The sequence below is a fragment of the Comamonas testosteroni ATCC 11996 genome (genome assembly GCF_000241525.1).
GTDB classification, from domain to species: Bacteria; Pseudomonadota; Gammaproteobacteria; order Burkholderiales; family Burkholderiaceae_C; genus Comamonas; species Comamonas testosteroni.
This window is the reverse complement of the sequence record NZ_AHIL01000002.1, coordinates 27750-50452: the sequence shown is the minus strand read 5'-3', so window position 1 is coordinate 50452 and position 22703 is coordinate 27750. Positions and strand designations below refer to the sequence as shown.

Annotated in this window: 20 protein-coding genes; 6 read left to right on the top strand and 14 right to left on the bottom strand. The window is 64.8% G+C overall.

Going from position 1 to position 22703, the window contains the following annotated elements; genetic code table 11:
• The first annotated feature begins 28 nt into the window (after positions 1 to 28).
• On the top strand, positions 29 to 1567 hold the full coding sequence (locus CTATCC11996_RS00245) for a YifB family Mg chelatase-like AAA ATPase (protein WP_003071753.1): 1539 nt from the start codon (positions 29 to 31) through the stop codon (positions 1565 to 1567).
• A 13-nt stretch (positions 1568 to 1580) separates the two neighbouring features.
• Here the strand turns inward: CTATCC11996_RS00245 and CTATCC11996_RS00240 are convergent, their stop codons facing one another.
• On the bottom strand, positions 1581 to 2510 hold the full coding sequence (locus tag CTATCC11996_RS00240) for a LysR substrate-binding domain-containing protein (RefSeq protein ID WP_003071752.1): 930 nt from the start codon (positions 2508 to 2510) through the stop codon (positions 1581 to 1583).
• 108 nt (positions 2511 to 2618) lie between these two features.
• Between CTATCC11996_RS00240 and CTATCC11996_RS00235 the strand changes: the two genes are divergently transcribed.
• Both CTATCC11996_RS00235 and CTATCC11996_RS00230 read left to right on the top strand, forming a co-directional pair.
• Positions 2619 to 3800 (top strand): YbfB/YjiJ family MFS transporter, encoded by a 1182-nt coding sequence (locus tag CTATCC11996_RS00235; RefSeq protein WP_003071751.1) that lies wholly within the window; start codon positions 2619 to 2621, stop codon positions 3798 to 3800.
• Positions 3801 to 3834: 34 nt separating this feature from the next.
• Positions 3835 to 4902, top strand: a complete 1068-nt coding sequence (locus tag CTATCC11996_RS00230; protein WP_003071750.1) for an NAD(P)H-dependent flavin oxidoreductase — start codon at positions 3835 to 3837, stop codon at positions 4900 to 4902.
• A gap of 50 nt (positions 4903 to 4952) precedes the next feature.
• Here CTATCC11996_RS00230 and CTATCC11996_RS00225 read toward each other — a convergent pair whose 3' ends face one another.
• Positions 4953 to 6236, bottom strand: coding sequence for a CaiB/BaiF CoA transferase family protein (locus CTATCC11996_RS00225; protein WP_003071749.1), 1284 nt, complete (start codon positions 6234 to 6236; stop codon positions 4953 to 4955).
• Positions 6237 to 6393: 157 nt separating this feature from the next.
• Here CTATCC11996_RS00225 and CTATCC11996_RS00220 point away from each other — a divergent pair, with 157 nt between their 5' ends.
• Positions 6394 to 7317 (top strand): LysR family transcriptional regulator, encoded by a 924-nt coding sequence (locus CTATCC11996_RS00220; RefSeq protein ID WP_003070474.1) that lies wholly within the window; start codon positions 6394 to 6396, stop codon positions 7315 to 7317.
• Positions 7318 to 7417: 100 nt separating this feature from the next.
• Here CTATCC11996_RS00220 and CTATCC11996_RS00215 read toward each other — a convergent pair whose 3' ends face one another.
• The 12 genes from CTATCC11996_RS00215 to CTATCC11996_RS00160 form a co-directional block, all read right to left on the bottom strand.
• Positions 7418 to 7861, bottom strand: a complete 444-nt coding sequence (locus CTATCC11996_RS00215; RefSeq protein WP_042437789.1) for a PaaI family thioesterase — start codon at positions 7859 to 7861, stop codon at positions 7418 to 7420.
• Positions 7858 to 9018 carry an acyl-CoA dehydrogenase family protein gene (locus CTATCC11996_RS00210; protein ID WP_003071746.1) on the bottom strand — a complete coding sequence of 387 codons (1161 nt, stop codon included), beginning with the start codon at positions 9016 to 9018 and terminating at the stop codon, positions 7858 to 7860. Before CTATCC11996_RS00210 ends, CTATCC11996_RS00215 begins: the two co-directional genes overlap by 4 nt.
• Before the next feature lie 168 nt (positions 9019 to 9186).
• The gene (locus CTATCC11996_RS00205; RefSeq protein WP_003071745.1) at positions 9187 to 10398 is read right to left on the bottom strand and encodes a thiolase; all 1212 of its coding nucleotides are present in this window, start codon (positions 10396 to 10398) and stop codon (positions 9187 to 9189) included.
• Complete coding sequence (locus CTATCC11996_RS00200) at positions 10395 to 10784, bottom strand: Zn-ribbon domain-containing OB-fold protein (RefSeq protein WP_003071744.1); 390 nt, start codon at positions 10782 to 10784, stop codon at positions 10395 to 10397. Before CTATCC11996_RS00200 ends, CTATCC11996_RS00205 begins: the two co-directional genes overlap by 4 nt.
• Before the next feature lie 220 nt (positions 10785 to 11004).
• The gene (locus CTATCC11996_RS00195) at positions 11005 to 11994 is read right to left on the bottom strand and encodes a tripartite tricarboxylate transporter substrate-binding protein (protein WP_003071743.1); all 990 of its coding nucleotides are present in this window, start codon (positions 11992 to 11994) and stop codon (positions 11005 to 11007) included.
• A 38-nt stretch (positions 11995 to 12032) separates the two neighbouring features.
• The gene (locus tag CTATCC11996_RS00190; protein ID WP_003071742.1) at positions 12033 to 13544 is read right to left on the bottom strand and encodes a class I adenylate-forming enzyme family protein; all 1512 of its coding nucleotides are present in this window, start codon (positions 13542 to 13544) and stop codon (positions 12033 to 12035) included.
• 2 nt (positions 13545 to 13546) lie between these two features.
• On the bottom strand, positions 13547 to 14527 hold the full coding sequence (locus CTATCC11996_RS00185; protein WP_003071741.1) for a Bug family tripartite tricarboxylate transporter substrate binding protein: 981 nt from the start codon (positions 14525 to 14527) through the stop codon (positions 13547 to 13549).
• A 237-nt stretch (positions 14528 to 14764) separates the two neighbouring features.
• A complete protein-coding gene (locus tag CTATCC11996_RS00180; RefSeq protein ID WP_003070456.1) occupies positions 14765 to 15973 on the bottom strand; it encodes an acetyl-CoA C-acetyltransferase in 1209 nt (402 codons plus the stop codon).
• Between the two features lie 36 nt (positions 15974 to 16009).
• The gene (locus CTATCC11996_RS00175; protein WP_003071739.1) at positions 16010 to 17290 is read right to left on the bottom strand and encodes an acetyl-CoA hydrolase/transferase family protein; all 1281 of its coding nucleotides are present in this window, start codon (positions 17288 to 17290) and stop codon (positions 16010 to 16012) included.
• Positions 17287 to 18084 carry an enoyl-CoA hydratase/isomerase family protein gene (locus tag CTATCC11996_RS00170; RefSeq protein WP_003071738.1) on the bottom strand — a complete coding sequence of 266 codons (798 nt, stop codon included), beginning with the start codon at positions 18082 to 18084 and terminating at the stop codon, positions 17287 to 17289. Before CTATCC11996_RS00170 ends, CTATCC11996_RS00175 begins: the two co-directional genes overlap by 4 nt.
• A 203-nt stretch (positions 18085 to 18287) precedes the next feature.
• Entirely contained in the window at positions 18288 to 19178 is an 891-nt protein-coding gene (locus tag CTATCC11996_RS00165) for a MaoC/PaaZ C-terminal domain-containing protein (protein WP_003071737.1), read from the bottom strand.
• Positions 19179 to 19385: 207 nt separating this feature from the next.
• A complete protein-coding gene (locus CTATCC11996_RS00160) occupies positions 19386 to 20303 on the bottom strand; it encodes an SDR family NAD(P)-dependent oxidoreductase (protein WP_003071736.1) in 918 nt (305 codons plus the stop codon).
• A 201-nt stretch (positions 20304 to 20504) separates the two neighbouring features.
• Here CTATCC11996_RS00160 and CTATCC11996_RS00155 point away from each other — a divergent pair, with 201 nt between their 5' ends.
• Both CTATCC11996_RS00155 and CTATCC11996_RS00150 read left to right on the top strand, forming a co-directional pair.
• The gene (locus CTATCC11996_RS00155) at positions 20505 to 21407 is read left to right on the top strand and encodes an HTD2 family dehydratase (protein ID WP_034347901.1); all 903 of its coding nucleotides are present in this window, start codon (positions 20505 to 20507) and stop codon (positions 21405 to 21407) included.
• Positions 21408 to 21468: 61 nt separating this feature from the next.
• Positions 21469 to 22635, top strand: a complete 1167-nt coding sequence (locus CTATCC11996_RS00150; protein ID WP_003071734.1) for an acyl-CoA dehydrogenase family protein — start codon at positions 21469 to 21471, stop codon at positions 22633 to 22635.
• The last annotated feature ends 68 nt before the right edge of the window (positions 22636 to 22703 follow it).

Genomic DNA, 22703 nt, shown 5'->3' with positions numbered 1-22703 from the left:
ACAGTCCGGCTTGAAGGGGAGGGGCGTGATGGGTCTGGCTCTGGTTCAAAGTCGTGCGCTGCTGGGGCTGGCAGCCCCGCGTGTCACTGTGGAGGTCCATCTGGCCAACGGACTGCCTTCGTTCACCCTGGTGGGTCTGGCGGATGTGGAGGTCAAGGAGGCACGCGAGCGTGTGCGCGCGGCCATCGTCAATGCGGGGTTGCAGTTCCCGAACAACCAGCGCATCACGGTCAACCTGGCTCCGGCAGACCTGCCCAAGGACTCCGGCCGCTTCGACCTGCCGATAGCGCTGGGCATTCTGGCGGCCAGTGGGCAGATCGATGCACAGCGGCTTGCCGACTATGAGTTTGCGGGCGAGCTGTCCCTGACCGGTGCGCTGCGCCCGGTGCGCGGGGCCCTGGCAACGGCGCTGGCCTTGCAGCGCCAGCAGCGCCGTGTGCGGCTGGTGTTGCCGCCGGACAGTGCGCTGGAGGCTGCTTTCGTACCGGCAATCGAAGTCTTCAGCGCTGCGCATCTGCTGGATGTGGTCAGGCAGTTCATCGCGCATGACGCCACCCTGGCGGAGCAGGGCGATGACGCGGAGGGCTGGCAGCGGGTGCACTCCAGACCTGCCGAAGCCTCTTTGCAGTCGCTGGATCTGCGCGAGGTGCGCGGCCAGATGCAGGCCAAGCGCGCGCTTGAAATTGCAGCTGCCGGCGCACATGGTGTGCTGATGATCGGTCCTCCGGGTTCGGGGAAATCCATGCTGGCCCAGCGCTTTGCGGGTTTGCTGCCCGGCATGACCGATGAGGAAGCGCTCGAAGCCGCAGCCATTGCCAGCCTCAGCGGTCGTTTCACGCCGCAGTTGTGGCGCCAGCGGCCGTTTGCCGCTCCCCATCACACGGCCAGCTCCATCGCGCTGGTCGGCGGCGGCTCTCCGCCCCGGCCTGGCGAGATTTCATATGCCCATTGCGGGGCGCTTTTTCTGGACGAGTTGCCCGAGTTCGCGCGCAGTGCCCTGGAGGCCTTGCGCGAGCCGCTGGAGACCGGGCGCATCACCATCGTGCGGGCCGTGCAGAGGGCGGAGTTTCCGGCCCGTTTCCAGCTGGTGGCAGCCATGAACCCCTGCCCTTGCGGCTACTGGGGCTCGCGCGTGAGGGCCTGTCGATGCTCGCCCGATCAGGTGGCACGCTATCAGGCGCGCATCAGCGGGCCCTTGCTGGACCGTATCGATCTGCATGTTGAGGTGGCGGCACTGTCGCCCGAGGAGCTTCTGGCAGCGCCCGAAGGCGAGAGCAGCACTGCCGTGCAGCAACGCGTGAGTGCAGCCAGAGACAAGGCCTTGCAGCGTCAGGGCCTGCCCAATCATCAGTTGCAGGGGGTGCAGCTCGACAAGCATCTGCAGCTGGAGCCCGAGGCGCTGACCTTTGCGCACAAGGCCGCAGCGCGCCTTGGCTGGTCGGCACGCGGCACGCACCGGGCCTTGAAGGTGGCGCGAACCATTGCCGATCTGGCGGACTCGGATGCCATCACGCAAACCCATCTGGCCGAGGCATTGCAATACCGCCGCGCACTGATGCAGCCGTGAGGTCCTGCCGCCCTCAGGCGGCAAGAGCCAGCGCCACGGGCTGTGCCTGTGTGGCATGCGGATGGACACACAGTACCTGCGCAAATGCATGCAGTGCCGGCGACCAGCCTTGTACGGCAGCAGTCACAAAACAGGTGTCGACAAAGGCCAGCTCCTGCCCGCTCTTGCCGGGCAGAGTCATCCAGTGCACGCCAAAGCGCTGCTGCTGGGCTTCGACCAGAGAGCGCGACAGCAGTGCATAGCCCATGCCGGCGGCCACGCAGCCGAGGATGGTGTCCAGCATGCCCAACTCCATGATGCGTACCGCCGTCACACCCATAGAGGCCATCAGCAGCTCGATCCGCTGGCGATAGCTGCAGCCCTGGCGAAAGGCCAGAAACACGGCGCTGCTGAACTCTGCGGCGCTGGGGAAGCGCGTCAGCGGCTGTCCGCTGACCAGCACCAGCTCTTCGCGGAACACGGGCCAGGATTGCAGCTCGCTCTGTGGTGCTGCACCGTTGATGAAGGCACAGTCGATGCGACCGGCCGCCAGCTCCATCAGCAATGCGGCCGTGGGCTGGGCGTCCAGCTCCAGGTCGATATCCGGATGCAGCCTGCGCAACTCGGCCAGCAGGGGCGGCAGACGCAGTGCGGCCGTGGTTTCCATCGAGCCTATGCGCAAGGCGCCCTTGACCTGGCCGGCTGCAAACTGCCGGGCTTGCAGCATGGCCAGCACCTGGTCGTGCGACTGCAGCATCTGCCGTGCGGACTCCAGCAGCGTGCGTCCGGCCGGAGTGGGAAAGACCGGGCTGGCCCGCATCAGCAACTGCACGCCTGCTTCATCCTCGAGCTTTTTGATATGGGCAGTGACATTGGATTGCACGGTGTGCAGCCGCTGGGCAGCGGCACCAAAGCTGCCGCTTTCGCAGACCGCTTCGAACATGCGCAGGGATTTGAGTTGCATATGCGGCTCCAATATCTTGAATTGAGATGCAAGTCATCATTTTGAATCATTGGACATGATCGAGTCGCAGCGATTAGGCTTGATGCAAATTTCCCTGGAACCCGAGCTGTGATCGAACGCAAAGAACTTCCCCTGCTGTTGACCGGCTTCATGGCCACCCTGAGCGGCGTCGGTCTGGCCCGTTTCGCCTATACGGCGCTGATGCCGCAGATGGTGCATGCGGGCTGGTTCAGCGGCGAGCAGGTGGCTTATCTGGGGGCAGCCAATCTGCTCGGCTATCTGATCGGGGCTCTGGTCGCCGCGCCGCTGGCCGAGCGCATGGGCGCGCTGCGCGTGCTGGTGATCTGCTGGGTGGCCGTAATGCTGAGCTTTGCCGGCTGCAGCCTGCCCCAGCCCATGGCCCTGTTCTTTGTCTGGCGGCTGATCTCTGGCATTGCCGGGGCCGCGCTGATGGTGCTGGGCCCTTCGGTGGCCATGGCTGCGGCCGCGCCGCAGCGCCGTGCCACGCTGGGCCCGCTGATGTTCTGCGGCATTGGCGTGGGCGCCTTGCTGGCCGCCACCCTGGTGCCCATGTTTGCGCGCAGCAGCCTGAGCGCCGTCTGGTGGGCGCTGACGGCGCTATGTGCGCTGGCGCTCTACAGCGGCTGGCATGCTGCGCGCCAGATCCCGCTGAATGCGCCGGTGGCGGTCCAGCCCACGGCGACGGCCGCAACTTCCGGTGCAACGCCATGGAGCCTGGCGGTGATCCTGGTGTTGACCGCCTATGCCTGCGACGCCTTCGGCTTTGTGCCGCACACCGTGTTCTGGGTGGACTACCTGGATCGCGAGCTGCAGCTGGGCGGCGCCTATGCTTCGACGCAATGGGCATTCTTCGGGCTTGGCGCGATGATCGGGCCGCTGTGTGCGGCCTACTGTGCCACGCGCTGGGGCTGGTGGGGAACGACCACGGGCGCCTATGCCCTCAAGGCCGTGGCCATCGGCCTGCCGCTGGTCTGGGCCGGTTTCGGCGGTCATGCGCTGTCGGGTTTTGTGGTGGGGGCGCTGTCACCGGGCATGGCGGCCATCACCTCGGGTTATCTGATGCAGCTCATCGGCCCCGGCCAGCACAAGAAAATGTGGGGCTATGCCACGGCGGCATTTGCGCTGTTGCAGGCCAGCTCCGGCTATCTGATGGCATTTGTCTACGCCAGCAGCGGCAGCTATCGCCAGCTGTTCGTGCTGGGCTGCGCGGCGCTGGGCCTCGGGGCGCTGCTGGTGGCCTCCAGCCGCCTGGCCCGCGCGGCGCAATGATCCATATCGAGAAGTGAGAACCAGGAGACGCACGATGAGCAAACTACCTTTGTGGATGACAGGCCTGGGTCTGCAGCATCCCATCATTCAGGCCCCGATGGCCGGGACCTCGACCCCGCAGCTGGCGGCTGCCGTGAGCAATGCATACGCCCTGGGTTCGGTCGGCATAGGCGCCTACGGCCTCGAGCAGGCGCGCCAGCACATTGAACAGACGCGTGCGCTGACCAATCACCCCTTCAACGTCAACCTCTTCTGTCACCGTGCACCAGCAGCAGATGCAGAGCGCGAAGCGCAGTGGCTGCGCTATCTGGCGCCGGAGTTCGAGCGCTACGGCGTGTCCGTGCCGTCTGGCCTGCGCTGCATCTACGAGTCAGCGCTGGGCAATGCGCGATTGCAGGCCATGCTGCTGGAGCTGCATCCCGCCGTGGTGAGCTTTCATTTTGGTCTGCCGGAGCAGGGCTTTGTCGATGCCTTGCGCGCGGCCGGCATCACCACGCTGGCCTGTGCCACCAGTCTCGATGAGGCGCGCCAGATCGAGCAGGCCGGGGTGGATGTGATCGTGGCCCAGGGCATGGAGGCGGGCGGCCATCGCGGCGCTTTCGTGCCCGAGCAGGACAGGCTGCTGGGAACCATGGCGCTGGTGCGGCTGCTGGCGCGCGAGTCCCGTCTGCCCGTGGTCGCCGCTGGCGGCATCATGGACGGTGCAGGCATCGCTGCCGCTTTGCAGCTCGGAGCCTGTGCCGTGCAGATGGGAACGGCCTTCATCCTCTGTCCAGAATCCGCAGCCAGCCAGGCCTACCGCGCCGAGCTGCAAGGCGACAGCGCGCAGCACACGGCCATCACCGCCGCCATTTCCGGCCGTCCTGCGCGCGGCATGTTCAACCGTCTGCACCAGCTGGGACGAGACTATGCTGGAGCACTGCCCGCCTATCCCATGGTGTATGACGCAGGCAAGGCGCTGCACCAGGCCGCCAGCGCGCAGGGCTGCAGCGACTATGCCGCGCACTGGGCCGGCCAGGGCGCACCGCTGGCTCGCGCCATGCCTGCTGCCGAACTCGTGCACACGCTGGCGCAGGAGCTGGATGCGGCGACTTCGGCTTAGCCCGGACCAGGCGCGGGCTACCCAGCAAGGTATGGTGTGGTCCTCCGAAGCTAGAAGACCTGTTTTTCGCGCAGCGCCTGCAGTTGCGCAGCGTCGAGCTGCAGTCTTTCACGCAACACCTCCTCGGTGTGCTGGCCCAGGGCTGGAGGCGCATAACGCAGTGTTGCCGGAGTGTCGGACAGGCGCAAAGGGCTGGCCGTGGTGACCACCTGGTTGATGCATTCGCCCTGCGGCAGCTGTCCATCCGGGTAGCGCTGCTGCGTGATGCGTAGGCCACGTGCCTGCACTTGGGGGTCTTCAAAGGCCTGATGGATGTTGTTGATGGGGCCGCAGGGCACGGCGCGGGCTTCCAGCAGCGCGATCCAGTCGGCCGTGCTGCGGCTGACGGTCAGCTCGGACATCATGGTCACCATCTCCACGCGGTGAATGACCCGGCCCGCGTTCGTGGTGAAGCGCGCGTCCTGGTGCCAGGCCACGCCGGCCGCTTCGCAAAAGCGTGCGAACTGGCCGTCGTTGCCTATCGCTAGCAGCATATTGCCGTCGGCCGTGGGAAAGTCCTGATAAGGAACCACGCTGGGGTGGGTGTTGCCCTGGCGGCCCGGAATGCTCCCGGTGTTTAGGAAACCTGTGCCTTGATTGGCCAGCACTGCCATGGCCACGTCCAGCAGCGCCATATCGATATGCTGGCCCCGGCCCGTGTGGTGACGTGCTTCCAGCGCGCTCAGAATGGCGCTGGTGGCATACATGCCGGTGAACAGATCGATCACGGCCACACCCACGCGCAAGGGGCCGCTGCCGGGCTCGCTGTCCGCGCGGCCGGTGATGCTCATCAGACCGCTCATGGCCTGGATCAGCAGGTCGTAACCTGCGCGCGGCGCATAGGGCCCGGTATGGCCGAAGCCGGTGACGGAGCAGTAGATCAAACGGGGATTGAGCGCCGCAAGGCTGGCGTAGTCCAGGCCGTAGCGCTGCAGGCCTCCGGTCTTGAAGTTCTCGACAACGATGTCGCTGTCCTTGGCCAGCTCGCGAATGATGGCCTGGCCTTCCGGGGTTGCCATGTCGACCGTGACCGAGCGCTTGTTGCGGTTGCAGGCCGCGAAATAGCAGGCATGTGCAGATGCATCGCCCAGTGCATCGCCAAAAAAGGGCGGGCCCCAGTGGCGGGTGTCATCGCCTTCGCCGGGCTTTTCGATCTTGATCACGTCGGCGCCCATATCGGCCAGATTCTGCGTGCACCAAGGGCCGGCGAGCACGCGGGAGAGGTCCAGCACGCGCAGATGGCTCAGGGCACCGGTGCGGGCAGTGTCAGAAGAGGCAGGGGCAGCAGCAGTCATGGATGTGGAAAGAGGGCTCGAGTCCGAAAAGAGGCTGGCAGCCATCGTAGGCAAGCCTGGCCGCCGCGTGTTTCGCATTTGTGGAAGCCGGGTTTATCCGGGCCAGCCGCGCCAATCCGCGACAGCCGATCACTGGCTGCGTTCATACAATGAAGCCATGTCCATGCACTTTGACCTCGTAGACCTGCGCTTGATGACCCATATCGCGGAGGCCAACAGCATGACTCGTGGCGCCGAGCTCTCGTGCATTTCGCTGCCGGCTGCCAGCACGCGCATCAAGAATCTGGAAGACAGCATCGGCACCAAGCTGCTCTATCGCACCAGCCAGGGCGTGACCCTGACGCCGCCCGGCCAGGCGTTTGTGACCCATGCGCGCATGGTGCTCAGCCAGATCGAGCATCTGCGTGGTGACATGCAGGAGTATGTGCGTGGCATCAAGGGCCATCTGCGCGTGTATGCCAACACCACCTCGCTGAGCGAATTCCTGCCGCCGGTATTGCGCGAGTTTCTGGGCCGCAATCCGGATGTGAATGTGGATCTGCGCGAGCGTCTGTCCCACGACATCGTGCGCGCCGTGACCGAAGGGCAGACCGACATCGGCATCGTGGCCGGTCTGGTGCGTACAGAGAACCTGGAAACCCTGCCCTATCGCAAGGACAGGCTGGTGTTGGTGGTGCCCAAGGGGCATGCGCTGGATGGGGAGATGCAGCTGGCGTTTTCCGACACGCTGGATCTGGACTATGTGGGCCTGCACGAGTCCAGCGCCATCCATGCTTTTCTGCGTCAGGCCTCGGACCATCTGCACAAGCCCATCAAGCAGCGCATCCAGGTCGGCAACTTCGAGACGGCTTGCCGCATGATCGAGTCCGGCGTGGGCGTAGGCGTGCTGCCTGAGTCGGCGGCCAGCCGCCATGCGGCGGTCATGAACATCGCCATCGTGCCGCTGTCGGATGCCTGGTCGCTACGCGATATGCAGATCTGCATGCGCAGCCTGGATGCGTTGCCCAGTTTTGCCAAGGAGCTGGTGCAGCTGCTGGTGATCGACGCTGCGGGAACGTCCGATACCGGCAAGCTGCTTTAGGAGCGCAAGCACTTTCTAAAACGAGAGCGCATTGCGTACGTAAAGTATCGATTTCAAGGTGATTCAATCCTAAAAACGTGACTCCATGAGCGGAAGCTGCTCAATTTTCCAGTCTGGTGGGGGCCTTCCAGTACTTGAATGTGCCCTGGGCGGTAGCCACCAGCGTTCCTTGTGCGTCGGTGATCCTGGCGGCGCAGCTGCACAGGCTGCGGCTGGCTTGCACTACCCAGCCCTCGGCCAGCAAACCGCCGCGACCGGGACGGTGAAAGCGGCTGCTCATCTCCACCGTCACGGCGGTCTGCGACGGCGCCTGGGGCAGCGCGCTGGCGGCGCGCGACATCACAGAATCCAGCAGGCTCATCAGCACGCCGCCATGAGCGGCAGGCAGCTGGTTGAGCAGCTCCTCTCGCAACTCGGGCAGTCGTATCTGCACCATGCCGGGGGGCGCATCGGCCACCTGGCAGGCACCCAGCAGGCGCATGAAAGCGCTGCGCTCATGGCCGGATGCCACAGGCCTTGTTGTCGGCGGGGTGATGACGCTCATGCGTTGGCCCGCGCTTCGCGCACCATGTTGCGGGCAATGATGATCTGCTGGATCTGCGTCGTGCCTTCGTACAGCCGGAACAGGCGCACATCGCGGTAGAAGCGTTCGATGCCGTATTCCGACATATAGCCCGATCCGCCTAGGATCTGCACCGCGCGGTCGGCCACGCGGCCGCACATCTCGGTGGCGAACATCTTGGCGCAGGAGGCCTCGGTCGACACATTGCTGCCGTCGTCACGGCGGCGGGCTGCATCGATCGTCATGCATTCAGCCGCGTACAGCTCGGCCTGGCTGTCGGCCAGCATGGCCTGCACCAGCTGAAAGTCACAGATCGCCTGGCCGAACTGCTTGCGCTCCAGCGCGTACTGCAAGGCATCGCGCAGAATGCGCTTTGCGCAGCCCACGGCCACGGCGGCAATGTGGATGCGGCCTTTTTCAAGCACCTTCATGGCAGTCTTGAAACCCTTGCCTTCCTGCAGGCCGATCAGATTGGCGGCCGGCACCTTGACGTTGTCAAAGATCACGTCGCAGGTGTGGGCGCCGCGTTGGCCCATCTTCTTGTCGTATTTTCCGAAGCTGATGCCCGCAGACCTGGCGTCGACGATGAAGGAGGACACACCACCCGCGCCCTTGTCCTCGGGGTTGGTGCGGGCCATCAGCGTGAACATGCCCGCGTGCGGCGCATTGGTGATGAAGCGCTTGGTGCCGTTGACGATGTAGTGGTCGCCGTTCTTGACCGCCGTGGTGCGCAGCGATGCCGCGTCCGAGCCGGCCTCGGGCTCGGTCAGCGCGAACGAAGCAATCACCTCGCCGGTGGCAAGCCTGGGCAGCCACTGTGCCTGCTGCTCGGGCGTGCCATCCATCAAAATGCCTTGTGAGCCAATGCCGACGGTGGTGCCGATGACGGAACGAAATGCCGGTGCAGTCTGGCACAGCTCCAGCAGCACGCGGACCTCTTCCTCCATGGTCAGCTCCAGCCCCCCGAAGCGCTCTGGAATGGTCAGACCGAAGAGGCCCAGATCACGCATCTCCTGCACGATGGTGGCGGGGATCTCGTCGGTGTCCGCCACTTCGTTCTCGGCAGGCACCAGACGCTCGCGCACAAAGCGGCGCACGCTGTCGAGCAGGGCTTCAAGGGTTTCGGGATCGCGAATCATGTAATTTATTCCTTGTCTCGTATGGCTTGTCTTGCCTGATGGATAGCTTCTTGCAGAACCACTCAGCAGCTGCTGTCCGTGAGGAAAAAGCCGGTGCAGCTTCGCGCGGAGGCTGGCCTGCACCGAAAAGTGGGTGCCTTGCCAGGGATGACGCGTAGCGGCCTGGGCTTAGAGTGCCTGCGAGGTTCCCAGAACCGCCGTGGCCTGGCTGGACAGCGTGCCGCCGTTGCCATGGACCACGGCCGTGCTGTGGCGTGCCAGCTGCCGCTGGCCGGCCTGACCGCGCAGCTGGCGCACAGCCTCGATCAGCAGGAACACGCCATACATGCCCGGGTGGACGCAGGACAGGCCGCCGCCATTGGTGTTCACGGCCAGACGGCCGCCGGGGGCGATGGCGCCGCCTTGCACAAAGGAGCCGCCCTCGCCCTTGCGGCAAAAGCCCAGGTCTTCGAGGAACAGGATGGTGTTGATGGTGAAAGCGTCATACAGCTGGGCCATGTCCATGTCGGCTGGCATCAGCCCCGCCATGGCAAAGGCCTGCCGGCCGGATTGGGTGGCCGAGGTCACGGTCAGATCGGGCATGCAGGATATCTGGCGGTTCCAGCAGGCCGTGGCATTGCCCAGGATGTAGACGGGGGGCTGTGGCAGATCCCTGGCACGGTCTGCGCGGGTGAGCACGATGGCGCCGGCACCGTCGGTGACCAGGCAGCAGTCGCGCACGCCAAGGGGGCTGGAGACCATGCGCGCCTTCAGCACATCGTCGATGGTGAGCGGGTCGCGCATGAAGGCTTCGGGGTTGAGTTGGGCCCAGGCACGGGCCGCTACCGCCACCTCGGCCAGCTGCTCGCGCGTGGTGCCGTACTGGTGCATATGGCGCTGGGCGGCCAGCGCATAGGCCGAGGCCGGCAGCAGCGGCTCGTAAGGGTGTTCATAAGGCTGAGGGTCCATGGTGCGGCGCGCGGCCACGATGTCCTTGCGGCCTGCGGTGCCGGAGCGCTGGGCGCTGCCGTAGCAGATCAGCACGGCTTTGCACTGGCCGGCTTCCAGCGCGCGCATGGCGGGCAGCAAATGGGCCACGAAGCTGCTGCCGCCCAGCATGGTGCCGTCGATGTAGCTGGGATTGATGCCCAGATGTTCGATCACCGGCATGGCCCACATGCTGGCGGTGACGCTGCAGGTGGCAAGGCCGTCGATGTCCTGCATGGTCAGGCCGGCATCGGCCACGGCCGCGTGGGCAGCACGTACCAGCAGCGTCATATCGTCCATGCCGGGGGCTTCGCCGCAGCCATAGGTGGCAGCGCCCGCAATGGCAACCTTGCCGCGCAGGGCACGATTCACGGCTGCGGCATCCAGGCTGGATGAAGGCAGAGAAACGCTCATGCGACCTCTCCTGGTGCATTGACGGAGGGGTGGAATACGACCAGTCCCTTGCCGTTGTGCTGGATAGTCTGGGCAGTGACCCGCATGCCGATCTGCACGCGCTCGGGTGCAATGCCTTCGATGCGGCTCATCATGCGCACGTCTTCATCCAGATCGATCAGCGCCACGTTGTAGTCACCGCCGGCTTCGGCTTTGCGGGCGATGGTGGTGGTGGAGTAGACCGTGCCCTGGCCGCTGGGGCGTACCCAGCGCAGCGGGCTGGCGCCGCAGTGCGGGCACAGCTCACGGGGGGTGAACACATGCTGCTGGCAGGCCGTGCATTGCTGGATGGCGAATCGGCCGGCATCCAGTTCGGCCTGGTAATGGGTCTGCGCGCTTAAGTGCATGGGTGAAGCTCCGGGTTTCCTTGTTTTGAGACCAGCATGCCTGCATCGCGCCCCGGTCTCAATTCGTGAATCTGAAACACCGTCTTCACGGAATATGGCGAGGGTCAGGCTTCGCATCCGGGAGAGCCGCGGAGCGGGCGACCGCGCATGACGCGAACGCGACAGAAGCGCCTCAGGCATGCTGTTTTCCCGGGCCATTACTGAGTGGTGAGACAGAGGATCAGCCGGCCTTGATGCCTGCGGTCTGTATCACCTTCTGCCATTTCCGAAGCTCGCCTTTCAGACGCAGGCGCATCTCTTCGGGCGTGCCAGGATCGCCTTCGGCGCCGGCCTCCAGCAGACGGGTCCTGACGGCAGGATCGCTCAGGGCCAGGTTGAAGTCGGCGTTCAGCTTGGCCAGCACTGCCTCCGGCGTCTTGGCTGGTGCAAACAGCGCTGCCCATGAATAGGCTTCATAGTTCGGCAGACCGCCGGATTCGGCAATCGTCGGAACCTGGGGCAGCATGTCCGAGCGCTTCTTGCTGGCCACGCCCAGTACCTTGATACGGCCTGTCCTGATGTGTTGCAGGGCCGAGGGGGCATCGGCAAACATCAGCTGGATCTGCCCGCCCAGCAAGTCGGTCATGGCCGGTGCACTGCCCTTGTAGGGAATGTGCTGCAGCTGGGTGCCGGCTTCCATGTTGAAGAGTTCGCCGGCCAGGTGGGTGCCGCCGCCATTGCCGGAGGAGCCATAGCTGAGCACCGTGCCTTTTTGGGACAGGGCTATCAGCTCTTTGACATTGTTTGCCGGCACGGAGGGATGGGCTACCAGAAAGACCGGGAACAACGCGACAAAGCTGACGGGGACAAAGTCCTTTTCGATGTCATAGGACAGCTTGCCCATCAGCCAGGGATTCACTGCATGGTGGATGGAGCCTACAAAGAAGTTGTAGCCATCGGCGGGATCCTTGGCTGCAGCCGCGGCACCGACCACGCCGCCCGCGCCGGCGCGGTTGTCGATGATGGCGGCCTGGTTCCACATCGTGGCCAGCTTTTGCGTGAAGATGCGCGCCGTGGTGTCTACCGGGCCGCCGGGAGGAAAAGGCACGGTGAATTTCACGGCCTTGACTGGCCAGTGGCTGGCCTGGGACCAGGAGGCATTGCCCAGGGAACTGAGCAAGGCCGCTGCGAGCAGATGGCGGCGGTTCAGGGAAACGACGTGTGATGGCATGGAGGATGTCTCACTGGATCTTGGCGGAGGCCCGGGCCTCACATGGGAAGGGACTCGGCCTGGGCATGCAGCAGGCGCTTGACGATTTTTCCGTTGGGGTTGGTAGGCAGCGCTGCCACCGTCTCGATGCGGGATGGGCGCTTGTAGGGCGCAAGGCGTTCGCGCAAATGGGCTTGCAGGGCCGGGATATCCAGCTGGGAACCGGGGCGCAGTTCCACAAAGGCAATCACCTGTTCGTTGCCATCGGCCTCCCTGCGTCCCACCACGGCCGAGCGCTCGATGCTGGGATGTGCGTTGAGTGCGGTCTCGACCTCTGCGGGATAGACGTTGAAGCCGGAGCGAATGATCATTTCCTTCAGGCGGCCCACTACCCACAGAGCGCCGTCTGAACTCAGCTCGCCCAGGTCGCCGCTGGCATACCAGCCTCCGGGGCGCATGGCTGCCGCAGTGGCTTGCGGGTCGCGGAAATAGCCGGGCATCAGACCGCGGCCGCGCACCCACAGCTCTCCGCGCTCTCCGCAGGGCAGGGCCTGGCCAGTGGCTGGGTCGGTCACCTGTACTTCGGCATCGGCCACGGCATAGCCAGCGCTGGTGTCCTTGCGCCACTCGCGCATGCGGGTGATGTGGACCGAGCCCGCGTATTCCGACAGGCCGTAGCCGTGGTGCAGGGCCTGACCGAAGAGGTTTTCCACACGTTCCTTGAGCGCCATGTCGAGAGGGCCGGCACCGGTATAGACAAAGCGCAGCGCCGGAGCCTTGACCTGATCTATGCCTTGCTCCTGCAGATAGGCCAACAGACGAGAGAACAGTGCGGGCGGACCTTGCAGTTGCGAGACTCCATGGTATTCGAGTGCATCCAGCAGATCGGCCGGGTCGAACTGGGGGCGCATTACCAGCTGGGCCCGCGCATGCAAGGCCGTGAACATGACGGTGGCCAGGCCAAAGATGTGCGTCATGGGTACGAAGGCATAGCAGCGGTCAGCCGGCGACAGCGCACGCGAGGCCGCAGACTGCTGCGCAAAATGGCACAGCGCATCATGGCCCAGCATCACTCCCTTGGGCTGGCCCGTGGTACCAGAAGTGAAGATTAGGCCTGCCACCTCGGATTGCAGCGGCCCGGTTTCGCTGAGGCTGTCCGCCCTGATCGGGCTGTAGGCCATGCCTGGCAGACAGCTGGGCAGGGCCTGGTAGCGCCGGGCATGTGCTTGTGCGCTGGCGGAAGCGCTGGCCGTGAAGTACACGGTGCGCGCATCGGCACGTTCGGCGAAGGCATCGATTTCGGTCGGCGCCATGCGCGCGTTGACGCCGCAAGACCAGGCACCTATGCGGCTGCATGCAAAGATCAGCGCTGCGTGTTCGGGGCAGTTCTCGGCCACGACCATCACGCGGTCGCCGGGGCGTACCTGCAGGCTGCGCAACTCCTTCTCGGCTTGATCGGCCAGGCGGGAGATGTCTCCAAAACTGAGGCTGCGATCGGGCAGCAGGATGAAAGGGGCATCGGCTCCCTGCTCCAGGCTGCGTTCCAGCAAATGGTGGATGCGTGCAGTCATGGTCAGTTGATCTCGATGCCATGGGTCACGGTGGCCCACATGGCGCGCTCCTTGGCGGCGCGGTCGGCCAGCGTCTGGGCAGAGCCGGTCCATTCGTCATAGCCCAGTTCTGCGTAGCGCTTTTTCAGCTCGGGCTGGCCCAGTGCGGCATTGATGGCTTTGTTCATCTGCTGCACCAGCTCCGGCGACATGCCCTTGGGTCCGTAGACTCCATACCAGCCGCCCACGTCAAAGCCCTTGAGGCCCTCGATGCCGGATTCGGCAAAGGTCGGTACATCGGGCAGAGAGGGGTTGCGCCTGGGCGAGGTCACCGCCACGGCCCGCACCTTATGGCTGTGTATAAAGGTGCTGGCGGTGCTGATGATGTCCATCATCATGCTGATCTGGCCGCCGATCACATCGTTCATGGCCGGGGCATTGCCTTTGTAGGGCACATGATTCATCTCGATGCCGCTGCGCGTGGCGAACAGCAGAGCGCCAAGATGATTGGAGCCGCCGATGCCGGCCGAGCCATAGCTGAGTTTCTGGGGATGGGCCTTGGCGTAGCTGACCAGCTCGGCTGCGTTGCTGTAGGGCTCGTTCTTGTTGATCACCAGCACGTTGTAGTAGCTCAGCACGGGGGCCAGTGCGCTCAGATCCTTGGCCGGATCGAACTGCATTTGCTTCATCACATTGGGGCTGATGGTGATGGTGGGGCTGGCCGCAAACCAGAGGGTCTTGCCGTCGGGCTTGGCGCGCATCACCTCGCTGCCGGCCAGCGTGGCATTGGCGCCGGTCTTGTTCTCCACGGTGACCGGGCTGCCCAGCTCCTTGGAAAGCGCTTGTGCAAACAGGCGGGCGCCCTGGTCCACAGGGCCGCCGGCCGAGTAGCCGACCAGCAGGCGAACAGGGGCGCTGCTGGCACCGATCTGGGCCATGGCCGTGGTGGCCGCGCTCAGCGCCAACGCGGACAGTAGAACGTTGCGACGTGTGCAGGTATGCATGTCTTGTCTCCTGGTGATGGGGCCCTTGTGGGTATGCATGAAGGTCATGCGTATCGGGCCTGGTTTACCGACAAGACGCCATGGTGGGCGAGTCGGTTGCCTACGGGAATCTGCATTTTGCGAACCCGGGCTTTGCGCGTTTTTATGGGGTAGTAACCCTGAGCCATCCCTGCACAGTCACGCAAAAAAGCCACCGGCCAAGACTGCCGGTGGCAAGCACAACCGAGGAGACGGTGTTCAGTAACGCTCGAAAACGGCGGCAATGCCCTGGCCGCCACCGATGCACATGGTCTCCAGGCCATAGCGGCCTTTGCGCCGTTCAAGTTCGTGCAGCAGCGTGGCCAGAATGCGCACGCCGGTGGCGCCAATGGGGTGGCCCAGCGAGATGCCGGAGCCATTCACGTTCAGCTTGTGCTCGATGGCCGCCTGGTCATGCCACTCCCAGCCTTTGAGCACGGCCAGAACCTGACAGGCAAAGGCCTCATTGAGTTCCACCAGATCCATATCGTCTAGCGTGAGGTGCAGGCGTGCCAGCAGCTTCTTAACGGCCGCAACCGGGCCTATGCCCATGTGCGAAGGCTCGCAGCCCGCTGCCGCCCATCCCACCAGGGCGGCCATGGGCGTCAGGCCCAGTTCGGCCAGCTTGTCCTCTGCCACGATAAGGCAGGCCGCCGAAGCATCGTTTTGCTGGCTGGCGTTGCCCGCCGTCACCGTGCCGCCCGGCATCAGCACGCGTAGCCTGGCCAGGCTGTCCATGGTGGTGGCGGCGCGAAAGCCCTCGTCCTGGCTGAAGAGCAGAGGCTCGCCCTTGCGCTGGGGCACGCTCACGGGAACGACTTCGTGGTGAAAGCGACCAGCGGCCCAGGCATCGGCGGCACGCTGGTGGCTGCGCATGGCAAAGGCGTCGGCCGCATCGCGGCTGATGCCGTAGTCGCGGGCCAGGTTCTCGGCCGTCTCGATCATTCCCGAGATCTTGCCAAAGCGCTCCACGGGCTGCGAGCGCTCACGGCCGCGATCCAGGCGGTCGTACATGCGCACATTGCCCGAGCGCGCGCCCCAGCGCATGTCGGGGCTGTAGTACTCGATGTTGCTCATGCTCTCCACGCCACCGGCAATCACCACGTCAGCCGCGCCGCTTTGCACCATCATGGCTGCCGTTGCAACGGCCTGCAGGCCACCGCCGCAGCGGCGGTCCAGCTGCATGCCCGGCACCTCCACCGGCAGGCCGGCCTGTAAGGCGGCCCAGCGGCCCACGCAAGGGGTCTCGCTGCTGGCATACGACTGGGCGAACACCACATCATCGATGCGGGCGGGGTCTATGCCGCTGCGCTCTACCACGGCGCGCACCGTGGTGGCAGCCAGCTCCTCCACGGGGACGGGGCGCAGGCTGCCTCCGAAAGTACCGACGGGGGTGCGAAGCGGGGAAACAATGGCGGCGCGGCGCATGGTGGGGGCTCCTTGTGGTGGTGATGGGAAAGCGGCTCAGCAAGGGAAAACTGCTCCGCACTGGCGCAGCAGACCATGGGCCTGCTGTTCCAGATGTTCTCGGTGCTGCGGTGCGGCAATGTCGATCAGGCGGCGCACGCGCCTGGACAGTGGTTGGCCGCGCAGGTCGGCCACGCCGTGCTCGGTGACGATCAGTCCGGCATCGGCGCGCGGCGTGCTTACCGGTCCGCCAAGCCGGGGCACGATGCGGCTGTGTGTCTTGGCGGTGGAGGGCAGGGCCAGAATCGGCAGACCTCCTTTGCTGCGGGCAGCACCGCGTAGAAAGTCCACGGCGCCGCCGACGGCGCCCATATAGATGCCGCCGGCCACCTCGGCATTGATCTGACCGGTCAGATCCACTTCAATGGCGGAATTGATCGCCACCAGCTTGTCCATGGCTGCCAGGACTTCGGGGTGGTGGGTGTAAGCGGTGTCGCGCATCTGCAGCCGTGGGTTGCAATGGGCCCATTGGCGCAGACCTGCCCCGCCCATCAGCACGCCTGCGGTGCCGATGCCGGGATCTACGCTCTTGCGCGCGTGGGTCAGCACGCCGGCATCGGCCAGGGCGACCACCCCGTCGCCGATGGCGCCGCTGTGCAAGCCCAGGTCCCTGTGCCGGTGCAGTGCGGTCAGCACGGCTTCGGGCAGATTGCCCACGCCCAGCTGCAGGCAGCTGCCATCCTCAACCAGACCGGCAATATGGGCAGCAATCGCCTGCTCTACGGTGCCCGGCTCCGTGCGGGCCATGTCGAGCAAGTCTGCGTCGGAATCGATGAGCAGATCAAAGTCGCCAGCTTGCAGATAGGGGCCACCTGCAGTCCACGGTACATCGCGGTGGACTTCGCCCACGATGACACGGGCGTGCTCCATGGCGGCGGGCAGGTACTCGCGCACCTGCCCCAAGCTGTGGCGGCCCTGTGCATCGGGCGGCGAGACCTGAAGCAACACCACATCGGCCGGAATATGGCCTTGTGCAATCAATGGCGGTAGCTGCGAGTAGTGCGAGGGAATGATGTCCAGCACGCCGGCCTGGGCCAGCGCGCGGTGGGGGCCGCTCGCGGCATAGCCCAGAAAATCCAGCACATCTGCATGTGCGGGTTGCAGTGTGTCCGACAGGCCCAGGCCCACAAACACCTGCAACCGACCACCTTGCGCCAGCGCATGACGGTGCTGCACCAAGGTGCGGGTCAAGGTCAGCGGCTCGGCCGTGGCCTGACCCCACCACAAGGTGTCGCCGGGACGCAGCAAGGCCTGCAGTCGCGTAGCAATCGTGCTCATTCCTTGCGATCCCAGTCAAAGCGCAGTGCTTGCTTGTCCTTGAAGCGGCGCACTGCGTCCAAGTGGTAGTCGGAGCCGCGGCAAATGGCTTGTGCACTGGCTTCCAGCTCCGCCATTGCATGGGCGTTCAGCTCGAAGGACTGGTTCATGATGTTCTTGGCCATACCGATGGCCGTCGTCGATGCGTCGGCAAAACGGGCGGCCAGTTGCTGGGCTGCCAGCTGCAATGCGGCAGCGTCTTCGACGAGGTCGTAGACCATGCCCAGAGCCTTGGCCTCGTCCGCAGCCACGGTGCGTGCGGTGAACACCAGCTCCTTGGCTTTTTGCAGACCCACGCTGCGTGGCAGCAGCTGCATGGCGCCCAGGTCTGGCACCAGGCCGATGCGACCGAAGACGGCGCAGAACTTGGAGCGGCGTGTGGCAAGCACAAAGTCGGCAGCCAGGGCCAGGCTCAGTCCGGCACCAAAGGCCGCGCCATCGACGGCGGCAATCACCGGTTTTTCCATGTTCACCAGCTCGGCAAACCATTGGTGCAAGGCTCGCATACGCTCCCGGTGAGCCACACCGTCTTGCCGGCTGTTCATCATCAGACCGATGTCGCCGCCCGAACAGAAGGCGCCGCCGGCGCCGGTGAGAATCACGGTGTGCACATTGGCGTCGTCGCGCATCTGGACTACGGCCCGGGCCAGACCGTCGCGCACTTCCAGGCTCAGGGCGTTGCGCGCTTCGGGGCGGTTGAGGCTAATGGTTCCCACACCGTTTTCTACGGCGGTCAATACGGCAGGAGTGTTCATGGTTGGTACCAGTCAAAGAGAGGAAAGAACGGAATGTGCAGGCTGGGCAGTTCCTCACACATCTTCTTGGCAGAGGGAGGCAAACCGGTGGTGCAAAGCCCAGAGCCGACGTGGCCTAGGTCAGAGCTGCGTACAAGGGGCGCCCCGCATCCCCTGCCTGCGAGCGCCGTGATGCGGGGAAGGCTCAACGCGCCGAAGGGGGATCACATCAGCTCCGCAAAACCATGGCTGAGCACCAGCTTGTCGCGTTCCTGCACCTTGGCACGCAACTGGTAATGCGTCTGGCTGCCAGGCACACGCCAGATTTCGGTGACCAGGGTTTCGCCGGGAAAGACCGGTGAGGCAAAACGGATGTCCAGTGCCCGAAAGCGTGAGGCATCGCCGCCCGCACACTGGCGCAACAGGGCGCGGGTGACCAGGCCATAGCTGGCCAGACCATGAAGAATGGGGCGCTCAAAGCCCGCGGCCGTGGCGACTGCGGGGTCTGCATGCAGAGGGTTGTAATCACCGCAGAGGCGGTAGAGCAGCGCGGCCTCGGGGCGAGTTGCCTGGATGTCTGTGAAGTGCGGTGCATTGTCTTCCGGTGTGGATTGCAGCGCGGGCAGCGGGGTGTCCGTGGGCTGTCCGGTCTGGCTGAAGCCCCCATCACCGCGCAGAAAAGATACCTGCTGTACGGTGGCCAGCAGCGTGCCGTCGGTGGTTTCCAGGCGGCGCTCTGTCACCATGATGCAGCCCTTGTCTTCGCCCTTGTCCGTCAGATGGGTGACCCGGTTGTGGCCCACGACCTGGGCGGCAGCTGGCAGCGGTCGGTGCAGCCGCATGCGCTGTTCGCCATGCAGCAGCCTGACCCAGTCGATGCCGGTGTCGGGCTCGCGCGCCCAGAAGCCGGGGTAACCCAGCACCACGGCCTGAGAAGGCAGGGTGAGCAGGCCCTGGCCGTCCTTGCCCTCAAACACATAAGGCAGGGCGCTGTGATCCAGCGGGTCGTTGCCCAGACCCAGGCTGAGCGCATACAACATGCTGTCGCGTGCGCTGTATTGCTGGTGCACAGGCTCGAAGTGGCGCGCCTTGAGGTGGTGGTAGTCAATGGCCATGGACAGGCTCCTCGGTGTGATTCGCTATGGGGCGCTGTGGGGGGCCTCTCCCGCAAGCAGGCGAGGTAGTAAAGACAAGCCGGGGCATGGAGCCTCTTTCGGCGGGGACACCGCGCAAGGGCCGCCCCGCCGCGCTGGTGTCGTCCCCCTCCCACGCGCAGCGTGAGAGAGGGGGAAGCGGCGTGGCCGCTCAGGGGGTGCAGCTGGTCACACCGGATCCCAGCTGAACACGTCGGCCGAGCGATCCATGGGTACAAATGAGGCCTTGAGCGCGGGCATGCCGTGCTCGGCAATGAACTCGGGTGTCCAGCCTTCGCGGCGATGCACCGAGCGCAGCGGACGCGGCTGACTCATCAGAAACAGCTCGTTGTTACGCACGGCAAAGACCTGGGCGTTCACATCCCTGGCCTGGTCGGACAGCAGATAGACCGCCAGCGGCGCGATCTTGTTGGGCGTCATCTGCTGAATCTTGGCCACGCGCGCCTGCTGCTCGGGGGTATCGGTGGGGATGGAGCCGATCATGCGGCTCCAGGCAAAGGGAGCGATGCAGTTGGAGCGCACATTGAACTTGGCCATGTCCAACGCAATGGATTTGGACAGGGCGGTTAGGCCCAGCTTGGCAGCGCTGTAGTTGGCCTGGCCCAGGTTGCCGATCAGGCCGGAGGTGGACGTCATGTGGACCAGGGCGCCGCTTTCCTGTTCCTTGAAGTGGTTGGCGGCGGCGCGGCTCATGAAGTAGCTGCCGTAGAGATGAACCTTGATGACGGCGTCCCACTCCTCCAGGCTCATCTTGTGGAAGAAGCGGTCGCGCAGAATGCCGGCGTTGTTGACGACGCCATCGATGCGGCCAAAGCTGTCCACCGCGCATTGCACAATGCGGCTGGCACTGGCCGCTTCAGAGACGCTGTCGGTACTGGCAACGGCCTGGCCGCCTGCGGACTTGATCTCGTCGACCACTTTCTGCGCCGGACCGGCGTCGGTGCCTTCGCCTGTGGTGGACGTGCCGATGTCGTTGACCACCACTCTGGCTCCCGACGCCGCCATGGCCAAGGCAATGTCTCGACCGATGCCGCCTCCGGCGCCGGTCACCACTACGACCTTGTCTTGCATCATCTTCTGGGCCATGGCTTGTCGTCCTTTGCTGTTGTCGTGAGAGATGAGCCCAGCATGCCGGCAAACCGGCGCGGACGCCATTTGCCAATCCCGAGGACGGACTTCGTCAGCGTGAAAGCCGCTGTTGCGCACCACGGGTTGTCACGCCCTTAGGCAGCGCTGAAGACATGCTTTCAAAAACGCGGCTTGCCTGACGACGTCGCTGCCTCGACCATGGCAGCCATGACAGAACCGCAACCTGCAATCATCGACGACGCCAATCTGGCGCATCTTCAGGCCTGGCAGAGCAAAAGCGAAACTACGCTCGACCTCATCACCTCCGCTCCCTTGCGGGCCCTGTCGGCCACGCTGGACCGGGATGACCCTGCTCCCGCACACGGTACGCCGGTGGCGCCGCTATGGCACTGGCTGTATTTCCTGCCGCATGCGCGCCAGAGCGAGATAGGACCCGACGGGCATCCCCGGCGCGGCGGCTTCCTGCCGCCCGTGCCGCTGCCGCGCCGCATGTGGGCGGGCGGTCGGCTGCGCTGGGAAGCGTTCAATCCGCTGCGCCTGGGGCAGCAGGTGCAGCGCGTCTCCACCATCCGCAGCGTGCAGCACAAGACAGGACGCTCGGGCGAGCTGCTGTTCGTGCTGGTGGAGCACCGTTTCTCGAACCAGGACGGTCTGGCGCTGACCGAAGAGCACGACATCGTCTACCGGGGCGCTGCAAGGCCCGGCGACCCGGTGCCGCCACCGCAGCAGCCGCCGCTCGCCGGCCAGGCGGCCTGGTCTCGCACCATCGTTCCCGACGACGTGCTGCTGTTTCGCTACTCGGCGCTGACCTTCAACGGTCACCGCATCCACTACGACCGCCAGTACGTGACCCAGGTCGAGGGCTACCCGGGCCTGATCGTGCATGGTCCGCTGATTGCCACGCTGCTGCTCGATCTGCTGCGCCGCCAGTTGCCCGGCGCCAGGCTGGTCGCGTTCGACTTCAAGGCCTTGCGGCCGACCTTCGACCTTCATCCTTTCAGTGTTCACGGCAAGCCACGCGAGGACGGCAGGACCATCGACCTGTGGGCGCAGGACCACGAAGGGCTTCTGACCATGCATGCCACGGCCACCGTGGCTTGAAGACTGAACCCATAGCTAGATAGCGCTTGCTGGACAAGCGTTTGTCGCCAGAAGGCTTGAAATGATTGAACACACCAGCTCCAACAACCACCACGAGATCCGCGATGCCATCCGCGCGCTGTGCGCGGAGTTCCCCGACGAGTATTTCCGCAAGATCGACGAGCAGCGCATCTACCCCGAAGCCTTCGTCAACGCGCTCACGCAGGCGGGCTGGCTGGCCGCGCTGATTCCGCAGGAGTACGGCGGCAGCGGCCTGGGCCTGACCGAGGCCAGCGTCATCATGGAGGAGATCAACCGCTGCGGCGGCAACTCGGGTGCCTGCCACGGCCAGATGTACAACATGGGCACGCTGCTGCGCCATGGCTCGCAGGCGCAGAAGGAAAAATACCTGCCGCGCATCGCCTCGGGCGAATGGCGGCTGCAGTCCATGGGTGTCACGGAGCCCACCACGGGCACGGACACCACCAAGATCAAGACCAGCGCCGTGAAGAAGGACGGGCGCTATGTGGTCAACGGCCAGAAGGTCTGGATCAGCCGCATCCAGCACAGCGACTTCATGATCCTGCTGGCGCGCACCACGCCGCTGGCCGACGTGAAGAAGAAGAGCGAAGGCATGTCCATCTTCATGGTGGATCTGGCCGAGGCCCAGAAGAGCGGCCTGACCGTGCGCCCCATCCCCAACATGGTCAACCACGAGACCAACGAGCTGTTCTTCGAGAACCTGGAGATCCCCGAGGAGAACCTGATCGGCGAGGAAGGCAAGGGTTTCAAGTACATCCTCGACGGTCTGAACGCCGAGCGCACGCTGATCGCGGCCGAGTGCATAGGTGACGGCTACTGGTTCCTGGATCGTGTGACGAATTACGTGAAGGACCGTCAGGTGTTCGGCCGTCCCATCGGCCAGAACCAGGGCGTGCAGTTCCCGATCGCTGACGCCTTCATCGAGGTCGAGGCCGCCAATCTCATGCGCTGGAAGGCCTGCGAGCTGTTCGATGCGAACCAGGCTATGGGCGCACAGGCCAATATGGCCAAGTATCTCGCGGCCAAGGCCAGCTGGGAGGCGGCCAATGCCTGCATCCAGTTCCACGGTGGCTTCGGCTTTGCCTGCGAGTACGACGTGGAGCGCAAGTTCCGCGAGACCCGCCTCTATCAGGTGGCGCCGATCTCCACCAATCTGATCTATTCCTATGTGGCCGAGCACCTGCTGGGCCTGCCACGTTCATTCTGAAATGAAGACCCCCTGAGTCGCTTCGCGCCGGGGGGCGTACGGGCATCCGGCGACAGCCTCGCTGCGGG

Bases quoted from the DNA above. Each gene is read 5' to 3' on its own strand.
- CTATCC11996_RS00205 (WP_003071745.1), bottom strand. From the start codon at position 10,398: ATGAGCGTTTCTCTGCCTTCATCCAGCCTGGATGCCGCAGCCGTGAAT.
- CTATCC11996_RS00200 (WP_003071744.1), bottom strand. From the start codon at position 10,784: ATGCACTTAAGCGCGCAGACCCATTACCAGGCCGAACTGGATGCCGGC.
- CTATCC11996_RS00215 (WP_042437789.1), bottom strand. From the start codon at position 7,861: ATGAGCGTCATCACCCCGCCGACAACAAGGCCTGTGGCATCCGGCCAT.
- CTATCC11996_RS00185 (WP_003071741.1), bottom strand. From the start codon at position 14,527: ATGCATACCTGCACACGTCGCAACGTTCTACTGTCCGCGTTGGCGCTG.
- CTATCC11996_RS00165 (WP_003071737.1), bottom strand. From the start codon at position 19,178: ATGGCCATTGACTACCACCACCTCAAGGCGCGCCACTTCGAGCCTGTG.
- CTATCC11996_RS00190 (WP_003071742.1), bottom strand. From the start codon at position 13,544: ATGACTGCACGCATCCACCATTTGCTGGAACGCAGCCTGGAGCAGGGA.
- CTATCC11996_RS00220 (WP_003070474.1), top strand. From the start codon at position 6,394: ATGTCCATGCACTTTGACCTCGTAGACCTGCGCTTGATGACCCATATC.
- CTATCC11996_RS00150 (WP_003071734.1), top strand. From the start codon at position 21,469: ATGATTGAACACACCAGCTCCAACAACCACCACGAGATCCGCGATGCC.
- CTATCC11996_RS00210 (WP_003071746.1), bottom strand. From the start codon at position 9,018: ATGATTCGCGATCCCGAAACCCTTGAAGCCCTGCTCGACAGCGTGCGC.
- CTATCC11996_RS00240 (WP_003071752.1), bottom strand. From the start codon at position 2,510: ATGCAACTCAAATCCCTGCGCATGTTCGAAGCGGTCTGCGAAAGCGGC.
- CTATCC11996_RS00175 (WP_003071739.1), bottom strand. From the start codon at position 17,290: ATGAGCACGATTGCTACGCGACTGCAGGCCTTGCTGCGTCCCGGCGAC.
- CTATCC11996_RS00160 (WP_003071736.1), bottom strand. From the start codon at position 20,303: ATGGCCCAGAAGATGATGCAAGACAAGGTCGTAGTGGTGACCGGCGCC.
- CTATCC11996_RS00180 (WP_003070456.1), bottom strand. From the start codon at position 15,973: ATGCGCCGCGCCGCCATTGTTTCCCCGCTTCGCACCCCCGTCGGTACT.
- CTATCC11996_RS00225 (WP_003071749.1), bottom strand. From the start codon at position 6,236: ATGACTGCTGCTGCCCCTGCCTCTTCTGACACTGCCCGCACCGGTGCC.
- CTATCC11996_RS00195 (WP_003071743.1), bottom strand. From the start codon at position 11,994: ATGCCATCACACGTCGTTTCCCTGAACCGCCGCCATCTGCTCGCAGCG.
- CTATCC11996_RS00170 (WP_003071738.1), bottom strand. From the start codon at position 18,084: ATGAACACTCCTGCCGTATTGACCGCCGTAGAAAACGGTGTGGGAACC.
- CTATCC11996_RS00230 (WP_003071750.1), top strand. From the start codon at position 3,835: ATGAGCAAACTACCTTTGTGGATGACAGGCCTGGGTCTGCAGCATCCC.
- CTATCC11996_RS00155 (WP_034347901.1), top strand. From the start codon at position 20,505: ATGGCAGCCATGACAGAACCGCAACCTGCAATCATCGACGACGCCAAT.
- CTATCC11996_RS00245 (WP_003071753.1), top strand. From the start codon at position 29: ATGGGTCTGGCTCTGGTTCAAAGTCGTGCGCTGCTGGGGCTGGCAGCC.